This window comes from Alteromonas sp. MMG017, from assembly GCF_018100795.1.
Lineage (GTDB): Bacteria > Pseudomonadota > Gammaproteobacteria > Enterobacterales > Alteromonadaceae > Alteromonas.
Genome location: NZ_JAGJDY010000009.1, coordinates 198,018 through 214,187, shown reverse-complemented (window position 1 = coordinate 214,187; position 16,170 = coordinate 198,018). Strand labels below are relative to the sequence as shown.

At 43.8% G+C, this 16,170-nt stretch carries 11 protein-coding genes; 5 read left to right on the top strand and 6 right to left on the bottom strand.

The window, feature by feature from the left end; translation table 11 throughout:
- The first annotated feature begins 329 nt into the window (after positions 1 to 329).
- From J8L84_RS15220 to J8L84_RS15205, 4 genes are all read left to right on the top strand, one after another.
- Complete coding sequence (locus J8L84_RS15220) at positions 330 to 2,570, top strand: heparinase II/III family protein (RefSeq protein ID WP_211071416.1); 2,241 nt, start codon at positions 330 to 332, stop codon at positions 2,568 to 2,570.
- 323 nt (positions 2,571 to 2,893) lie between these two features.
- Positions 2,894 to 3,406, top strand: a complete 513-nt coding sequence (locus J8L84_RS15215; protein ID WP_211071415.1) for a 2Fe-2S iron-sulfur cluster-binding protein — start codon at positions 2,894 to 2,896, stop codon at positions 3,404 to 3,406.
- Entirely contained in the window at positions 3,406 to 4,428 is a 1,023-nt protein-coding gene (locus J8L84_RS15210; protein ID WP_211071414.1) for a xanthine dehydrogenase family protein subunit M, read from the top strand. Before J8L84_RS15215 ends, J8L84_RS15210 begins: the two co-directional genes overlap by 1 nt.
- The gene (locus tag J8L84_RS15205) at positions 4,418 to 6,754 is read left to right on the top strand and encodes a xanthine dehydrogenase family protein molybdopterin-binding subunit (protein WP_211071413.1); all 2,337 of its coding nucleotides are present in this window, start codon (positions 4,418 to 4,420) and stop codon (positions 6,752 to 6,754) included. Before J8L84_RS15210 ends, J8L84_RS15205 begins: the two co-directional genes overlap by 11 nt.
- Positions 6,755 to 7,032: 278 nt before the next feature.
- Here the strand turns inward: J8L84_RS15205 and J8L84_RS15200 are convergent, their stop codons facing one another.
- The 5 genes from J8L84_RS15200 to J8L84_RS15180 all read right to left on the bottom strand — a co-directional run bounded on the left by J8L84_RS15200 (position 7,033) and on the right by J8L84_RS15180 (position 12,331).
- On the bottom strand, positions 7,033 to 7,971 hold the full coding sequence (locus J8L84_RS15200) for a transposase (protein WP_211071412.1): 939 nt from the start codon (positions 7,969 to 7,971) through the stop codon (positions 7,033 to 7,035).
- A gap of 330 nt (positions 7,972 to 8,301) precedes the next feature.
- Positions 8,302 to 10,050, bottom strand: a complete 1,749-nt coding sequence (locus J8L84_RS15195; RefSeq protein ID WP_211071411.1) for a flotillin domain-containing protein — start codon at positions 10,048 to 10,050, stop codon at positions 8,302 to 8,304.
- A gap of 17 nt (positions 10,051 to 10,067) precedes the next feature.
- Positions 10,068 to 10,688 (bottom strand): YqiJ family protein, encoded by a 621-nt coding sequence (locus tag J8L84_RS15190; protein ID WP_211071410.1) that lies wholly within the window; start codon positions 10,686 to 10,688, stop codon positions 10,068 to 10,070.
- Between the two features lie 306 nt (positions 10,689 to 10,994).
- Positions 10,995 to 11,720, bottom strand: coding sequence for a UDP-2,3-diacylglucosamine diphosphatase (gene lpxH / locus J8L84_RS15185; protein WP_211071409.1), 726 nt, complete (start codon positions 11,718 to 11,720; stop codon positions 10,995 to 10,997).
- A 119-nt stretch (positions 11,721 to 11,839) separates the two neighbouring features.
- Complete coding sequence (locus J8L84_RS15180) at positions 11,840 to 12,331, bottom strand: peptidylprolyl isomerase (RefSeq protein WP_013783527.1); 492 nt, start codon at positions 12,329 to 12,331, stop codon at positions 11,840 to 11,842.
- 161 nt (positions 12,332 to 12,492) lie between these two features.
- Between J8L84_RS15180 and cysS the strand changes: the two genes are divergently transcribed.
- Positions 12,493 to 13,875: a cysteine--tRNA ligase gene (gene cysS / locus J8L84_RS15175; RefSeq protein WP_211071408.1), complete on the top strand. Its 1,383-nt coding sequence runs from the start codon at positions 12,493 to 12,495 to the stop codon at positions 13,873 to 13,875.
- 146 nt (positions 13,876 to 14,021) lie between these two features.
- Here cysS and J8L84_RS15170 read toward each other — a convergent pair whose 3' ends face one another.
- Entirely contained in the window at positions 14,022 to 16,157 is a 2,136-nt protein-coding gene (locus tag J8L84_RS15170) for a TonB-dependent siderophore receptor (RefSeq protein ID WP_211071407.1), read from the bottom strand.
- Between the last annotated feature and the right edge of the window lie 13 nt (positions 16,158 to 16,170).

The following is a 16,170-nucleotide window of genomic DNA, read 5'->3' as shown; positions in this document are numbered from 1 at the left end:
AATTCGGTATAATCTAACCGGGCTAATAATAATTTATCCAACGTGGCGCACAAAACGGTACGCCACGTTTATCCTATTTACATCCTTAATTACTCCTCTATTCAATGCCCGCCAGTGCAAATTTTCAGTGAAAATACCAAGCAAGACTAAATTTCAAACAAATAGTTGATTGTTTTTGTATTTTCTCGCAGTGGTCAGCTTTTATACCAGAGTGGTTCTGTTATTGTACTAATCCTCAATTCGCTATCTTCTTATTAACAATTTTTTACCCTACACCCATTGTTAATTCATTTTAAAAAAGGCGAATTGTTAAAAACGGAACTCATAATATGAATATAAAAAAATTTACCCTAACTCTGTTAACCGTTGGTATCAGCATGTCGCCGTTTACCATACAAGCAAAAGAACACCCTAATCTTATTCTTACCGAACCTGGTGTTGAGAAAATGAGAGAGCACTTGGGTCAAGTGCCTTTATTTGATGAGACACTTTCCTCGGTGAAAAGCCAAGTAGATGCGGAAATTGCGATGGGCATTGATACGCCTATCCCTAAAGATTTCTCAGGCGGCTATACGCATCAACGCCATAAACAAAATTTCTATACCGCGCAAAAAGCCGGTGTACTGTTTCAAGTATTGGAAGATGAAAAATACGCGAAATATATTCGCGATATGTTGTTTCAATATGAAGCCATGTATAAAGATTTACCCCTTCATCCGCAAGAACGTTCTTATTCACGTGGTAAGCTTTTTTGGCAATGCTTAAATGACAGTAACTGGCTGGTTTATATGAGCCAAGCTTATGATGCCATTTACGATTATCTTTCAGCTGAAGAGCGTGAAACCCTCGAAAATAATCTGTTCCGTCCTTTCGCTGACTTTATTTCGTTAGAAAACCCACAGTTTTTTAACCGCGTTCACAATCACAGTACCTGGGGTATTGCCGCGGTGGGTATGATTGGCCTTGTTATGAATGACGAAGAGCTGATTCAGCGTGCGTTATATGGCATTGAAGATGACGGCTTAGTAGTCGGCGGTAAAGACAACGACGGCGGCACTATTAAAGTAGAAGGCCAACGCAAAGGCTTCTTCGCTAACTTAGAAGAGCCTTTCTCGCCAGACGGGTATTACACCGAAGGGCCTTATTATCAGCGTTATGCCATGTATCCATTCCTTATCTTTGCATTGGCCATGGAAAACAATCGCCCAGACTTAAAAGTACTACAACACAAAGACAATGTGCTACTTAAAGGGGTAAGTGCTTTACTTAACTTATCTGATGCTGATGGTGAATTCTTCCCAATTAACGACGGTCAAAAAGGCATGTCGTATTACAGTAGTTCATTAGTAACCGCGGTAGATTTGGCCTATTTTTACGGTGAAAAGAACCCGCAATTACTCAGCGTAGTGGAAAAGCAAAACCAAGTATTGCTGGACGAATCAGGTTTGGCTGCGGCTATTGGTGTGCGTGATGGCAAAGCAGAACCTTTTGTTAAAAGCTCGGTGAACTTAAGCGATGGTATTGACGGCAAGCAGGGCGGTATTGGTGTATTGCGTCATGGTGAAGAAGAATTAACGCTAGTATTCAAATATGCAGCGCAAGGTTTGAGCCACGGCCATTACGATAAGCTTTCTTATTCATTATATGAAAAAGGTGATGAAGTACTGCAAGATTATGGCTTAGCCCGTTTTGTGAATATTGAGCAAAAAGGCGGTGGTAATTACTTAAAAGAAAATACCACATGGGCTAAAACAACCATTGCTCACAATACCTTGTCTATCAATGAGAAAAAGCACTTTAACGGTGTGTATGATGTGGCTAGTCAGCATCACTCAGACCTTTTTGCGTTCGATGCCGAAGACGAAAATGTAAAAGTAGTGAGTGCGACTGAAGAAAATGCCTACCCTGGCACTAAGATGCAGCGCACCATGGCATTGATCAAAGATGAAAACTTCGAAAAGCCTTTCATGTTGGATATTATGCGTGTTAATTCAGACACGAAAAATCAATACGACTTCCCATATTATTACATGGGGCAAGTGTTAGACATGAACTTTGAATATGAATCGCCAAGTAGTTTAAGCCCGCTAGGCGATGATAACGGCTATCAACATTTGTACGTAGAAGGGCGTGGTAAAGCACAAGGCGAAAATGCTAAGTTTTCTTGGTTGAGCCATGGCAAATACTACACGCTCACAGCAGTAAATGATGCTAACGATGAGATCTTGTTCACGCGTATTGGTGCTAACGACCCTGAGTTTAACCTTCGTCGTGACCCAGGCATTATGCTGCGTAGAACAGACACGCAAGATACCTTGTTCGTATCTGTTATTGAGCCGCATGGTTCATACAGCCCAGTAAGCGAGTCATCACAAAACTCAAAAAGCAGCATTGCTGCATTGAAAGTAGTGATGGATAGCAATGAATATACGGGGGTGTCGATTACCGATGTAAAAGGTGGCGAGCAACTGTTTATTATTTCGAATACAGATGCCTCAAAAAGCGCTAAGCATAGTGTAAAAGTTGACGGTAAAAAAGTTAGCTGGACAGGGCCCTACTTTTATCAGTAAGGCCATTAGATACGTGCTTTTCAAACCTAGTGCCGAAATGTACTTGGCTTAATTGCGTAGCCTAACTTAACTTTTAAAAAGCTAGGCCGCACCCTCTTTATGATGAAACTAGCATTAACATGCTGCTTCATAAAAAGAGAGTGCGGCCTTTTTCTTTTTCTAAACTTATTCCTTTGTACTTGTCCCTCTTAATTTATCTCACTTGTTTTATCTCTATGAACTTAAAATAACTGAATAGCGTAACCACAAAGTGAACGACAAATATTCAGCCAACTCCCTTTGAGCAGTAATGGATTGCTGGCTGTACGGTTTAGGAAAACGCCATGTCTACACTTATTGTTAATAAAGAAACTTATCCCCTCCCTGAAGATCCAAGAACCACACTACTCGATTTTTTACATCAGCATTTGTCCATGTTTGGCGCCAAAAAGGGCTGCGATCACGGTCAATGTGGTGCGTGTACCGTATTGCTTGACGGCGAACGTATCAATGCATGCTTGGTTTTTGCGTTTCAACTAGAAGGTAAATCGGTTACCACAATTGAAGGTATTGCTAAGAAAACTAACGATAGCGATGCTAAATTACACCCACTACAAAAAGCCTTTGTGGAACGAGATGCGTTTCAGTGTGGCTATTGTACATCTGGGCAGATATGTTCGGGCGTGGCGCTACTTGGTGAGCTAGCGGCAAAGAATCCCAGTGCGGTAACTTGCAGTGCTGATTACTCACAAAAAGAAGATATCAGCGAGAGAATGAGCGGTAATTTATGCCGCTGTGGCGCTTATCCCAATATTGTCGATGCGATAGAAGATGTTATCGCTTTGGAGCCACAATAATGAACCCCTTTAGCTTACAACATATAAAACATACTCAAGATATTAACGGTCTATCTACCGAAGACGGCGCCAAGTATATCGCTGGCGGTACTAACCTTATCGATTTGATGAAATTGCAGGTTGAGACACCATCTCAATTAGTTAATTTAAGTCAATGGGAAGATGAGCAAAGTATTACTGAAAACGATGACCATTTTCGTATTGGTGCCATGGTTACCAATACGGCACTTGCTAATTACGCCTATCATCAACCATCGCTTTCTTTACTATCACAAGCGTTGTTAAGCGGCGCGACAGTGCAGCTGCGAAATAGAGCAACGACAGGCGGAAACTTGTTACAGCGCACGCGATGCTACTATTTTTACGATACCACTAAAGCCTGCAATAAGCGTCAACCTGGTTCTGGGTGCGCTGCGTTAACTAGCATGAATCGTATTCATGCCATTTTAGGCACAAGTGACGACTGTATCGCCACGCATCCATCTGATATGGCGGTGGCCATGATGGCACTTGATGCCCAGGTTGCATTAACGTCTAAAACTGGCGAGGTGCGAAACATTCCGCTTCGCGACTTTTACTGCGTACCTAGCACTACGCCGCATATTGAAAATGTACTCAAAGACGACGAAGTTATCACTGCCGTAATTATTCCTAAGCAGCGCCACGGCACGCAGTATTATCGCAAAGTGCGTGACCGTTCTTCATACGCCTTCGCGCTTGTATCGGTTGGGGCTGGCCTTGTGCTAAAAAACGATACCATTGAAAAGCTCACTTTATCCTTTGGTGGGGTAGGTACTAAACCTTGGTATCCCGCTTCTGCTATTAGAGTACTCACTGGCGCGACATTCTCTGAAGAGTTGCTAGACCTTGCGATTGACGCTGAATTAGCCGATGCAAAGGTGTACGGGAGTAACAATTTTAAACCTGATTTGCTTCGTAATACATTTAAAAGCGTGATGCATTCACTTTATGAACATCAGCGTGAGAATGGTGACCATGAAGGAGCGCTTTATGAAAATTGATACCTCAAAGAATGTATTGGGTAAGCCCATTAGTCGCGTAGATGGCATTTTAAAAGTTACTGGGCAAGCACGTTATGCAGCAGAGCAACAGTTTGATGAAAAGCCGTTAACAGGGTGGCTAGTATCGTCTGATACTGCAATTGGTGAAATAACGCAGCTATCAACGGACAAAGCCGAAAATGCTGAGGGTGTACATGCAGTTTTAACCTACAAAAATGCAGGCCCCCTTAAGCCATTTAGTAAGCCAGCGAGCGAAAGCCGTTTTACGCAAAGCAGAGCCGTATTAAATGAGCCTCATATTCGGCATTTTGGTGCGCCAGTGGCGTTAGTGATTGCTGATACGTTAGAGCAGGCACGTTACGCGGCAAGCCTAGTTGAATATACCATTGATGCTGAAACACCCGATTTGCTCTTATCACCAGACCAAGCTACTACTGTGCCTGACTCGTTAGATGGTGGATTTGAAGCTGATGTTGAAAGTGGGGATAGCTACCACAATAAAAATGCTGTGTCGATAAACGTAGACTACACAACACCGTCTCAAATATCAGCGGCGATGGAGCCTCATGCCACCATCGCTAATTTTGATGGCGACAAACTTACGGTGTACACCAGTGTGCAAATTATCGCATCAGCAGTGGAGGCATTAGCGGTAACTTTCGAATTGGATGCAGAGAATATTGAGGTGAAAAGCCCCTATATTGGCGGCGGTTTTGGTTCAAAGCTAGGCTTGCATTACGATGCCGTATTAGCTTGTTTAGGGGCACGGTATCTTAAGCGGCCGGTGAAGGTTGTGCTAAGCAGGCGTCAGGTATTTTATAACTCGCCTCATAGAGGAAATAGTTTTCAATCTATGCAGCTAAGCTGTGACAGCGAAGGGCTATTAGGGGGTATAAAACACCATAGTGCAATGCCGCGAGCGAAGGGTTACGAATTTGCTGAGGCCACGGGGGCTGGTGCACGGGTAACCTATAGCGCAGAGCATATAAAAAGTACGCATCGGATTAAAGATGCCGACATCCCCCTTATTGATTCGACGCGCTCGCCTGGTGATGCCATTGGCTCACTCGCATTTGAGGCGGCTATTGATGAATTAGCCCTTAAAGCGGGAATAGATCCCTTAACGTTTCGAATTAAAAACCTGCCTCAAGTTCACCCGGTAAGTGGCAAGCGCTTCACTACACATAGGTTGGGAGATTGCTTGCAAGAAGGCGCTCAGAAGTTTGGTTGGCAGCATAAAGCTGCCCCCAAAAAAGGAAAGGTTATTGGACACGGTGTAGCAAGTGCTATGCGAATGAATGTGCTGGTACCTAGTGCAGCCAGCGTTAGCATTGATAGTACAGGGAAGCTTACCGTACGTTCGGATATGACCGATATAGGCACGGGCTCTTACACCATTTTGGCACAAATCGCCGCGGGTGCTTTTCATACACAGGTGGACAACGTTGATGTGCAGCTAGGCGACAGCAGCTTACCAACTTCCTGTGGCTCTGGTGGTTCGTTCGGTGCAGCTAGTACAGGTTCTGCACTAATGAAGGCTTGTGAGTTGTTGAAACAATCGTTGAAGAAAGCTCTGGAGAAAAAGCTACCTGACTCTGTAGGCGAATTAGCGTTAGAGGGCGACACGCTGGTGGTTTATGCACGAGACACTCATGCGCGAGACACTCATGCGCGAGACACTCATGCGCGAGACACCCACAATGAACCAGACACTCATGCGCGAGACACCCACAATGAACCAGACACGTATGCGCGAGACACCCACAATGAACCACGCCGTTTTCTCTTAAGCGAACTCATCGACGAAAGCGAATTCCCGTTAACTGAAATAGGTGAGGTGAGCGAAGATGATACTGGTGACGATGAACAGTACTCCTGCGGCGCCCATTTCGCTGAAGTGGAAGTGGACAGCCACACAGGTGAAGTGCGATTAAAAAGACAATATGGCATTTTTTCAGCAGGAAAAATCCTTAATGAAAAAACGGCGTCTTCGCAAATTAAAGGTGGCATGGTGTGGGGGGCAGGATACGCACTTACCGAAGGCATTCATCATCACACTGATACTGCGAGTTTCATCAATCCAGATTTCGGTGAGTATCATATTGCGGTAAACCGAGATATCGCTGATGTGGCATTAGACTTCTTAGAAACGCCAGATTACGAAGCGTCGCCCATTGGCGCGAAAGGTATTGGCGAGCTTGGTATTACAGGGGCTGGTGCTGCTATTGCAAATGCCATAGCCGACGCAACGGGCGTAAGAGTGAGAGAGTTCCCCATCACCATGGATAAGGTGATGGAGTGGCTGAAAGGCAACAACGGAAGCTAGATTCGGTAAAGTCCAGATGGTGGTTAGTTAATAAGTAGCGCCATCATTTGGTTTTCTTTGAGCAGAACTTCTTCTATAAGCAAAATTGAGACACCCACATTTGGTAAGGTCTAAGAAATTTTGCTGATAGGCATAATTAACGGTTGTTTACTTTCTGATATCAAAAGCTTATTTCAAGGGGCTTGGAGAGGACTTTCCTAACTGAAAGATCATTACAGATGTTAGGCTTCTCTTACAAAAGCGATAACTTGCGATGCAAATAGTAGCTGAGTTGCTTGTTAAGCTAGCTTAAGTTTCTGTGTTTTACCTATAGCTATATTAAGGCTTATTGACGTCGAAAATTGATTTTCAATGCCCATCACCATAGTTTGCCAGTCTATATGCTGTAGCCCCGTGCGGACTAGGATAGGGGAATAGCTATGGTCGATGCTTCCAATTTTGTTCGCCACTATCTGTCTGCCAGTGCTATCCACTAATTCTAAGTAATCCTGGAGTTTGAAGGGCAAACCTTTAATCGTACTACTAACGTTATTAGTAAAGGGGAGTAAAAAGTTAGGTTGCGTGCTCTTTTTGGCCGCCGTGATTCTTTTCTGAATACTCGTAAAGTCAGAGGTCTCAGGCGTTTTCGCTAAACCCACTCGAAGTGGATTCAAATCGACGTATGCCATACAGGCAGCTAATGCTGCTTCATCTAATAACGATTGGGACTTGAACCGCCCCTCCCAAAAGCGGCCTGTGCAGTCATCCTCTTTGTTTGCAAGACGTGCGATGTATTCATTCAGCAACCGCATGAACCAACTGATATCGTACAGACGTTGCCGATAAATATTCACTGTAGATATTACTGCCTGAACCTGTGCTTCAGACATCAACATCCTCTTTTCAGTTATCATATATTGGCGTGTTAATTCAGTGCCCTTGTGAAGTGAGTGCCAGCGCGACAAAACTTCCTCAGTGCTCCAGGCTAGAGCTTCGTCTCTATCGACATGCAGTACCACGTGAGTGTGGTTGCTCATCACGGCATAAGCACAAACGTTTATCGCAAATGCGTTGGCTAGTTTGAGCAATCGGTCTTCAACCCATTGGCGACGGTGTTCGTAGCTTTTACCACTGTAATGATCTTCGCCGCACAGAAATGCTCGGCGGACGCAACGCGAGACACAATGATAGTAGGGAGTATCTTGTAGGCTAATAAGCGATTTTCTTGGGCGCGGCATATTGTGAAACTACGATATCAATAAGTTTCACTATCATGACTTCAGTTAAAATAGATAACTACTGGTCTTGAGAATGGTTTGTATGGATATCCAAAGCTGATTGGGAGCGTAATTAAGGTTTTTTGTCTGTGGGTGTTCAAGTTAGATCTATAAACTGTGGGTGTCCAAGTTTGAGCTCGGTGTACAAGTTAGATCTATAAACTGTGGGTGTTCAAGTTTTAGCTCGGGTTTAAAGAGGTAAATCGTAAGAACGATCTAGGTTCCTTTAGGCAAAAAAAAGCCCCTATGCAGGGGCAGTATTAGTTTAGGTGTATCAGCAACTGTTCAAAATTACTCAGCTTGTGCATCCGGTTTTGGCGCAGCAGGATTGTTTGCAATTGGCGCATTAGCAGCGGTGCCTGTCAGTATCTGACTATTGCCAGTAAGTAAGTCATCAAGGGTACCACTTTCGCTATTCACCAAGCCCACTTCACGAAGCATAGCATCTACCACTGGCGCATTTGCACGGTAACTAAGGGCGGCTTGCGTAACCTGGTCGGCTAAGCCTCCCCCTGTAGCAACGGTTTGGCCGTTGCCAGACTGGCTATTGCCTTGACCATAACCTTGAAGAATTTTTATGCCCTCAATATTTTCAAGTGGTTTAACCGCTTGTTCAATCAGTCCAGGTAATACTTCCATCATAGCGAGCGATTTTTGCAGTTCAATTTGCTCATCTTTCAGCGTGTTTTCAGCTTCATAGAGTGCTTGTTTACCCGCAGCTTCTACAGCAAGCACTTTTTCATCGGCCTCGGCTTGAAGCATCTTAGCATCAGCGCTAGCTTTTGCTTCAGTAAGAATAGCTTGTGCAGTATTTTCAGCGGCTTCTTTCTTTGCAGCTGCTTCAACAGTAATGTTTACCGCATCACGCTCCGCTTCTTTTTGCGCATCAATGACTTCAATTTGCTTCTTACGCTCAGCGTCGGCCACCAATTTAGCGGTAATAACGGCTTCTTCTTTTTCAACTTTCGTTTTCTCAGCTTCAGCAGCTTTTGCACGAGCAGCCGATTCCTCTTCCGATTTGTTGGCCACCGCTATTTGTTTTACCTGCTCGGCAACTTCAACTTCCTGTTGTTGACGAATGCGGGCTTGCTCTAAGGCTTGGCTTTTGGCAATCTCTTGGGTTTCTATTTCGCGAGATTTTTCAATTTCAGCGGCTTCAATAGCGCGGTTTTTAGCAATTTCTGCTTCGCGCTCTTCACGCTCTTTCATTTCACGTTGCTTCGAAATTTCCGCTTTTTGCTCTTGGCGTTTAAATGCAAGAGTTTGCTCCTGCATCAAGCGAGCTTCTTCTTCATCGCGCTTAACTTCTAAAGACTGCTTTTCGGCAGCCAAGTTACGTTGTTCAATAAGAATACGGTTTTCTTGCTGAATGTCGTTGGTTTCTTTACGTTTTTCTTCAATTATTTTAGCTAAGCGGGCTCTACCTTCAGCATCGAATGCGTTGTTTTCATTGAAAAACTCAAGGTCAGTTTGATCGAACCCAGTTAAACTTACCGACTCTAATTCCAAGCCGTTCTTTTCAAGGTCGTTAGCCACACTCTGTTGTACTTTTTGTACAAAATCGGCACGCTGCTCATGCATTTCGGTCATGGTCATCTCGGCTGCTACGGCGCGAAGCACGTCAACAAACTTAGATTCCATTAATTTTTTTACTTCTTCTGCACGTGTTGTGCGAGTACCTAACGTTTGCGCAGCCATAGAAATTCCGGCTGAATTAGGCGCCACGCGAAGATAGAAATCAGCTTTAACATCAACCCGCATTCTATCTTTGGTAATAAGGGCATCTTTTTGCGTTTTCTCTACTTCAATACGCAAGGTGTTCATGTTTACAGGAATAATTTCATGTACAACAGGAAGCACAATGGCACCGCCATCTTTGATGACTTTTTCGCCCCCGAGACCGGTTCGAACAAAGGCTGTTTCTTTCGTTGCCCGGGTGTACAGTTTGGCAAAAATAAGCCCAATAGTGATAAGGGATATTACAATAATACCTGCAATAAGTAGCAATGAAGGTAAGTTTGATGTTTGAAGGGTTTCCATACTCAGTCTCTTATTTATTATTGATAACGGGTGGCCAACCAGCTGCTGGTGGTTTTCTTAACAAGGATAACGCGCTCACCTTGCTTGAAGAGTTCATTGTCTTCGAAAGGTTCGACTAAAACATAGTGGGGCTGTGAATAATCATCGGTAAATTTAGCTTCTGCAGGATTCCCCTTCGATGCGGTGCCAATAGTAATATGCGCTACAGCACCAATGAAGTCTTCGCTTTGAATGGCAGAAGTTTGAAACTTTGGAATTACAGCGGCAATTATTACACTCACTTTCGAAGTCAATAAGGTACCGACAACGACGGCAAAAGGGAGAGAAACCCAAACGGGCAGGGTGATGTTAGCGATAGATTGGGTGGCAAAATTAGTCACAAACCCGAGTAAACCGAAAATGGTTAGAAGCACCACAAGCCATATCAACAGTGGTACTCTATCTAAATTGAGCCAGCTGCCAAAACTAAGAATAGAGCTACTTTCTACATCAATATTTGAGTTAGGCATGTCGTCAAGCAAGCCAACCATGCTTATGCCAAATACAAGTCCTACAATTTCTATAATAAATAAAATAGCTACTGTGGCTAACGCGATGCTAAACCAAAAATTAGCGTCACTCAGCAAAACGTCTAACATTTCCACCGTCCCTGATGATGTTTTTATTAACCTTTTTATATCACATTCCGTTTATATATCCACTGAAAACCACAATAAGGAGAGCGGTTTTTTGAATAGGCTGTTGCGCTTTTTATGGTGCACTTAATGGAATTAGTAATCTGGTGAGCATACAAATTTACTGAAATAACTGGTAATTTTTTGCCGATTAGTAAGTGAACTAAAGCAAGGGGGCTATATTCGCGAGCTAACATCGTCTACGTGTATGCTGATGAAATATTGGGGAATGCTTTGTTGAGCTCTTTTTTAAAGAAGGCTGAAAAGAAGTTACTTAAATTTATGGCTTTGTAACGCAATATCTGTGCTAGACACACACAATGTACTGCCTTGATCGTACCAGTCACCCAAAACAATCCGGGTTGCTGGCTTACCATTTGCTATCAGCGAGTGAATATTGGGTCGGTGTGTGTGTCCATGAATTAAGCGCTGCACTTTGTGTAGCTCCATTACTTTCACCACTTCAGTGGGTGTCACATCCATAATGTCTGGCTTAAGGTGCTTTTGGTTTTCTTTACTTTCTGCGCGGCCATTTCGTGCAACACGGCGTCTATACCATAAAGGCAAGGCCAGCATGAGTCTTGGCCACCACCAACCTCGCGATTTTTTTCTAAATTTTTGATAGGCCACATCGTTCGTGCAAAGCTCATCGCCATGGGTGATAAGTGTGGGTGTCCCGTATAAGTCTATTACGGTGGGTTCGTTTATGAGTGTCATGCCGGCTTTGTTAGTCCAGCCTTCGCGTATAGCAAAGTCGCGGTTGCCATGCATAAAGTAAATAGGGATATGCTGGCTTAAGGATTTGAACGCGTCTGCAATAGCGGTATTGAACGGAGTAACATCATCATCGCCAATCCAAACCTCAAAAAGATCGCCCAATACATAAAGGGCATCTGCCTCTTTTGCTTCATTTTCTAAGAACTGCATTAAGCACGCGGTGATGTCTGGGCGGTCTGCACTTAGGTGTAAATCGGCGATGAAGTAAGTAAATGACATAGAGATGTACAACTTTGAAAGGCGTTTCGAAAAGAAGAGGCCGCGTTAAACTAATACGGCCTTCACTTAAGATGTAGCGATAGTGAGCGTTTAGAGTTTTAAATGCTCACTTAACAGAACTAGGCTACCACCGCTTTTTCAATAACAACTGGCTCCACAGGCACATCTTGATGATAGCCGCTTGAACCAGTCTTAACGCTTTTGATCTTCTCAACAACGTCCATACCGTCTGTCACTTTACCAAACGCACAGTAGCCCCAACCATTCACTGATTCGCTAGTGTGGTTAAGGAAGCTGTTATTGCCTACGTTAATGAAAAACTGCGCCGTTGCTGAATGCGGATCGTTAGTACGCGCCATCGCAATTGTACCAATCTCGTTAGCAACACCGTTGTTTGCTTCATTTTCAATGGTATCTTTCGTGTCTTTCTGATCCATGTCAGCAGTGAAACCACCACCTTGAATCATGAAACCGTCAATAACGCGGTGAAAAATAGTGTCATCGTAGAAACCTTCTTTAACATAAGCTAAAAAGTTTTCTACCGTTTTAGGGGCTTTGTCTTCAAATAATTCTAGGGTGATATCACCAAAGTTTGTTTTGAGAGTAACCATTTGTGCGTGTCCTGCCTTTAAATAAGTAAATACTCGGTAATATTAACGCATAACCAGTCATGCGGGGAAGTAGCGATGCTAAAAAGCAATGCAAAATCTTACCATTTGCCGACATACAGTGCTAAACTTTGCGGCCATTTTTATACTTAGGAATTCACTTTATGCTACACCTTTACAATACCCGTACCCGTGACAAGGCGAAATTCGTGCCGCTTCAAGAAGGGAAGGTGGGCTTGTATGTGTGTGGTATTACCGTGTACGACCTAAGCCATATGGGGCATGCTCGCACTTATCTTAGTTTCGACATACTTGTTCGATACTTACGTCATCTAGGCTTCGATGTGAAATACGTTCGTAATATCACTGATATCGACGACAAAATCATTGCTCGCGCTAATGAAAACGGTGAAACCTTTGAAGCGTTAACTAAGCGCACTATTGGTAAAATGCATGAAGATTTTGCGGCTATCAATCTACTTGAGCCAGATGTAGAGCCAACAGTAAGCGGTCATATGGATGACATCATCGATATTATTAAAATATTGATGGAAAAAGGTTTTGCATACCAAGCATCAAGCGGCGATGTGTTATTCGACGTTAGTAAATTCCCTGATTATGGGAAATTGAGCAAGCAAGACTTAGATCAACTTCAATCGGGTTCACGTGTTGAAGTAGCATCTGATAAAGACGATCCATTAGACTTTGTATTGTGGAAGCCAGCAAAAGCAGGCGAGCCTGCTTGGCAATCGCCGTGGGGTGAAGGTCGCCCTGGCTGGCACATTGAATGTTCTGCTATGAACAAAAAGCACTTAGGTGCACATTTCGATATTCATGGAGGTGGTTCTGATCTTACGTTTCCGCACCATGAAAACGAAGTGGCGCAGTCATGCTGTGCATATGACACTCCTTACGTAAACGTGTGGATGCACGCCGGTATGGTGCAAGTAGACGACGAAAAAATGTCTAAATCACTGGGTAACTTTTTTACCCTTCGTGATGTGCTACAAGAGCACGATGCTGAAACCTTACGTTTCTTCTTAATGTCGGCACATTACCGTAGCCAGTTGAGCTATTCGCAAGATAACATTACACAAGCAAAAGCAGCATTAGAACGTTTATATACTGCGTTACGAGGTGTGGTAATTGATGAGTCGACTGACCTTAGCTACGGTGGTTATTTAGCGCGCTTTGAAGCTGCCATGGATGACGACTTAAACGTACCAGAAGCATTTTCGGTATTGTTTGATGTAGCACGTGAGATTAACCGTAACAAAGACAATGCGAAAGAAGCCAGTAAGCTAGCGGCCGTGCTTAAAGGGTTAGGTGCCATTTTGGGTATGCTGCAAAGTGACCCAGATACTTACCTAAAAGGCGGCAGTGAGAACGACGATGAAGCTGCAGAAATTGAAGCGCTGATAAAACAGCGAAACGATGCCCGTGCTGCCAAAGACTGGGCTGCCGCAGATGCTGCTCGTGATGCGCTTAATGCTAAAAATATAGTATTAGAAGACGGACCTGCAGGCACGACTTGGCGCAGAGGCTAGGCGTTTACGCATACATCTACTTGAAAGGTCAGCTCGTTAGCTGGCCTTTTTTATGCCTATCTCCGTTTTTATAATTTGGCTAGAAAAACAAAAAAGGGCGTAGCCAAGTTCATCAGCTACGCCCTTTTGATCAAACAGCAATTCGCTTAAAAGCGCTTTTCAATACCAATTTCAAATCTACGCTGTGCACCATACCAACAGTTGTTGGTGTCGTAGCAAGCACCTACATATTCTTTGTCAGTAAGGTTGCTTACGCTGCCAGTTAGTTTCAAATCGTATTGCGGCATGTCGTAAGACAGAACAGCATCAATCAAAGTATACGAAGGGACGGTATCAGAGTTGTACTTGTCAGCTTGTGTTTCGCCGACATAACGAACTCCTGCACCTAACATCAGACCGTCTAATGCATCGTCGAAAAAGTAGTTTGCCCAAACTGAGGCACTTTCTTCAGCAACCCATACTGGTGTTTTACCAACCACGTCGGGGTCTAATGTATCTTCAGTCACTTCCATATCAAGAAACGTTGCGTTTGCTTGTAGTGAAAGCGCGTTAGTAACGCGAGTATTAAGTTCTAGCTCTATACCTTTAGACTCAACTTCACCATTTTGTGTGTACTGGGCAAAGTCAGATGTATTTACTACAACGTTCTGTTTTGTCAGTACGAAGTAAGCACCTGTAAACGTCGTTGCGCCGTTACCGCTGATATACTTAGTGCCGATTTCCACTTGATCAGCGGTAGTTGGTTTAAAGGCTGCTTCTGTTACTGAATCAGTGCCTGATACTGGTTCGAAAGACTCAGAGTAATTTGCATACATGCGCCAGCCTGAATCAAAGGTGTACATGGCTGCAACGCGTCCTGAAAATTCACTTTGGTCAATTTCTGTAGTGCTGCCGTAAGGAAAACCAGCATATTCATTGGCTGCCACATCGGTGCTTTCAAATTGGTCGTAGCGGCCATTTAACAAGAAGGTGAAGTTATCGATGCGAATTTCGTCTTGAAGATAGAAACCGATTTGCTCAATATCGATAACGTGGTCTTCTTGATAAAAATCTAATGGAAGCGAACTTACATCGAAAAGATCGTTATCAATATTGCTCAAATCGAGTATTGGTGTATCGGTAGTCAACGTATCGCGATACGCTACGGTAGAGTCTGAATTTTGATAATCCACACCAAACAATAGGTTGTGTGCCACATCACCGGTTTGTACAAACCCAGCTACTTGGGTATCGACAGTGACACCATCGATTTCTTCATCGGTGAGGTAGGCGGAGCGGGTTAAGTAAATACCATCCGTTGGTGGTTCGCTTGAATGATAAGAGTTTTGCTGTAGTGCATCGGCATCGGTATAGCGAAACTTCTGTAAAACCGACCAATTGTTATTGAATTCATGATTTAACTTATAACCAAGCATAAGTACTTCACGAGAATAACGGTTCCAATTCTCATCACCCGCATAAACGCTAGCATCAAGCTTTCCATAAGGCGCTTCGTAGAGTGTACCTATACCAGGAAGTGGGGTAGAGGGGACCATTTCAGGGTCATCTTGATAATACGCAGACAGCGTAAGTTCTGTGTTCTTGGTAATATCTACGGTGACAGAAGGCGCAATAGTATAGCGTTCATTTTCAGTAGTGTCTTGAAAGCCATCTTGTTTTCTTCCTAACGCTACAATGCGATAGCGCGCGTTATCAGTCAGTTGACCTGTGGTATCTACACCAAGTTCGAATAAGTTATCAGAACCTACAGCTGCGCGAACCAAGGTTTCGTCTTCGTCTTTAGGGTATTTGGCCACTTGATTCACCATACCGCCCGGGGGAACCAAGCCATAAAGCGATGACGCAGGGCCTTTCAGAATCTCTAATGATTCTGTAGCGAAAGCATCCACTTGAGGATAAAGGTTCCAACTGTTGTTACTTAGAAGCGGTAAACCATCATAAAAGGTTTGGTAGGTATCGAAACCGCGAATGGTAAATTGGTCAAAGATAGTGATTGTGGGTCGGCTTTCAGTTGTTACGCCGGAACTATAGCGTAGGGCTTCTGACACGGTTTGTGCTTGGCGTAACTGTAAAAGCTCTTGGTCGATAACACTAATGCTAACCGGCGAATCAATAGGGCGCAAAGAAGACTTGGTAGCGGTACTTCTGTACGACTGCATAGGATTTACTTCAATGTGCTCAAGGCTTTCATCTTCTTGCTCTTGTGCAACTGGAGAGGTAGCTACCGCTATTGCTAATGCGGTTAAGGAAGGGTAAAACCATCCTTTACGACCGTTCGACATTCTTATTTCCTCA

Coding starts and splice junctions, on each gene's coding strand:
- J8L84_RS15220 (WP_211071416.1), top strand. CDS start 330: ATGAATATAAAAAAATTTACCCTAACTCTGTTAACCGTTGGTATCAGC.
- J8L84_RS15215 (WP_211071415.1), top strand. CDS start 2,894: ATGTCTACACTTATTGTTAATAAAGAAACTTATCCCCTCCCTGAAGAT.
- J8L84_RS15210 (WP_211071414.1), top strand. CDS start 3,406: ATGAACCCCTTTAGCTTACAACATATAAAACATACTCAAGATATTAAC.
- J8L84_RS15205 (WP_211071413.1), top strand. CDS start 4,418: ATGAAAATTGATACCTCAAAGAATGTATTGGGTAAGCCCATTAGTCGC.
- J8L84_RS15200 (WP_211071412.1), bottom strand. CDS start 7,971: ATGCCGCGCCCAAGAAAATCGCTTATTAGCCTACAAGATACTCCCTAC.
- J8L84_RS15195 (WP_211071411.1), bottom strand. CDS start 10,050: ATGGAAACCCTTCAAACATCAAACTTACCTTCATTGCTACTTATTGCA.
- J8L84_RS15190 (WP_211071410.1), bottom strand. CDS start 10,688: ATGTTAGACGTTTTGCTGAGTGACGCTAATTTTTGGTTTAGCATCGCG.
- lpxH (WP_211071409.1), bottom strand. CDS start 11,720: ATGTCATTTACTTACTTCATCGCCGATTTACACCTAAGTGCAGACCGC.
- J8L84_RS15180 (WP_013783527.1), bottom strand. CDS start 12,331: ATGGTTACTCTCAAAACAAACTTTGGTGATATCACCCTAGAATTATTT.
- cysS (WP_211071408.1), top strand. CDS start 12,493: ATGCTACACCTTTACAATACCCGTACCCGTGACAAGGCGAAATTCGTG.
- J8L84_RS15170 (WP_211071407.1), bottom strand. CDS start 16,157: ATGTCGAACGGTCGTAAAGGATGGTTTTACCCTTCCTTAACCGCATTA.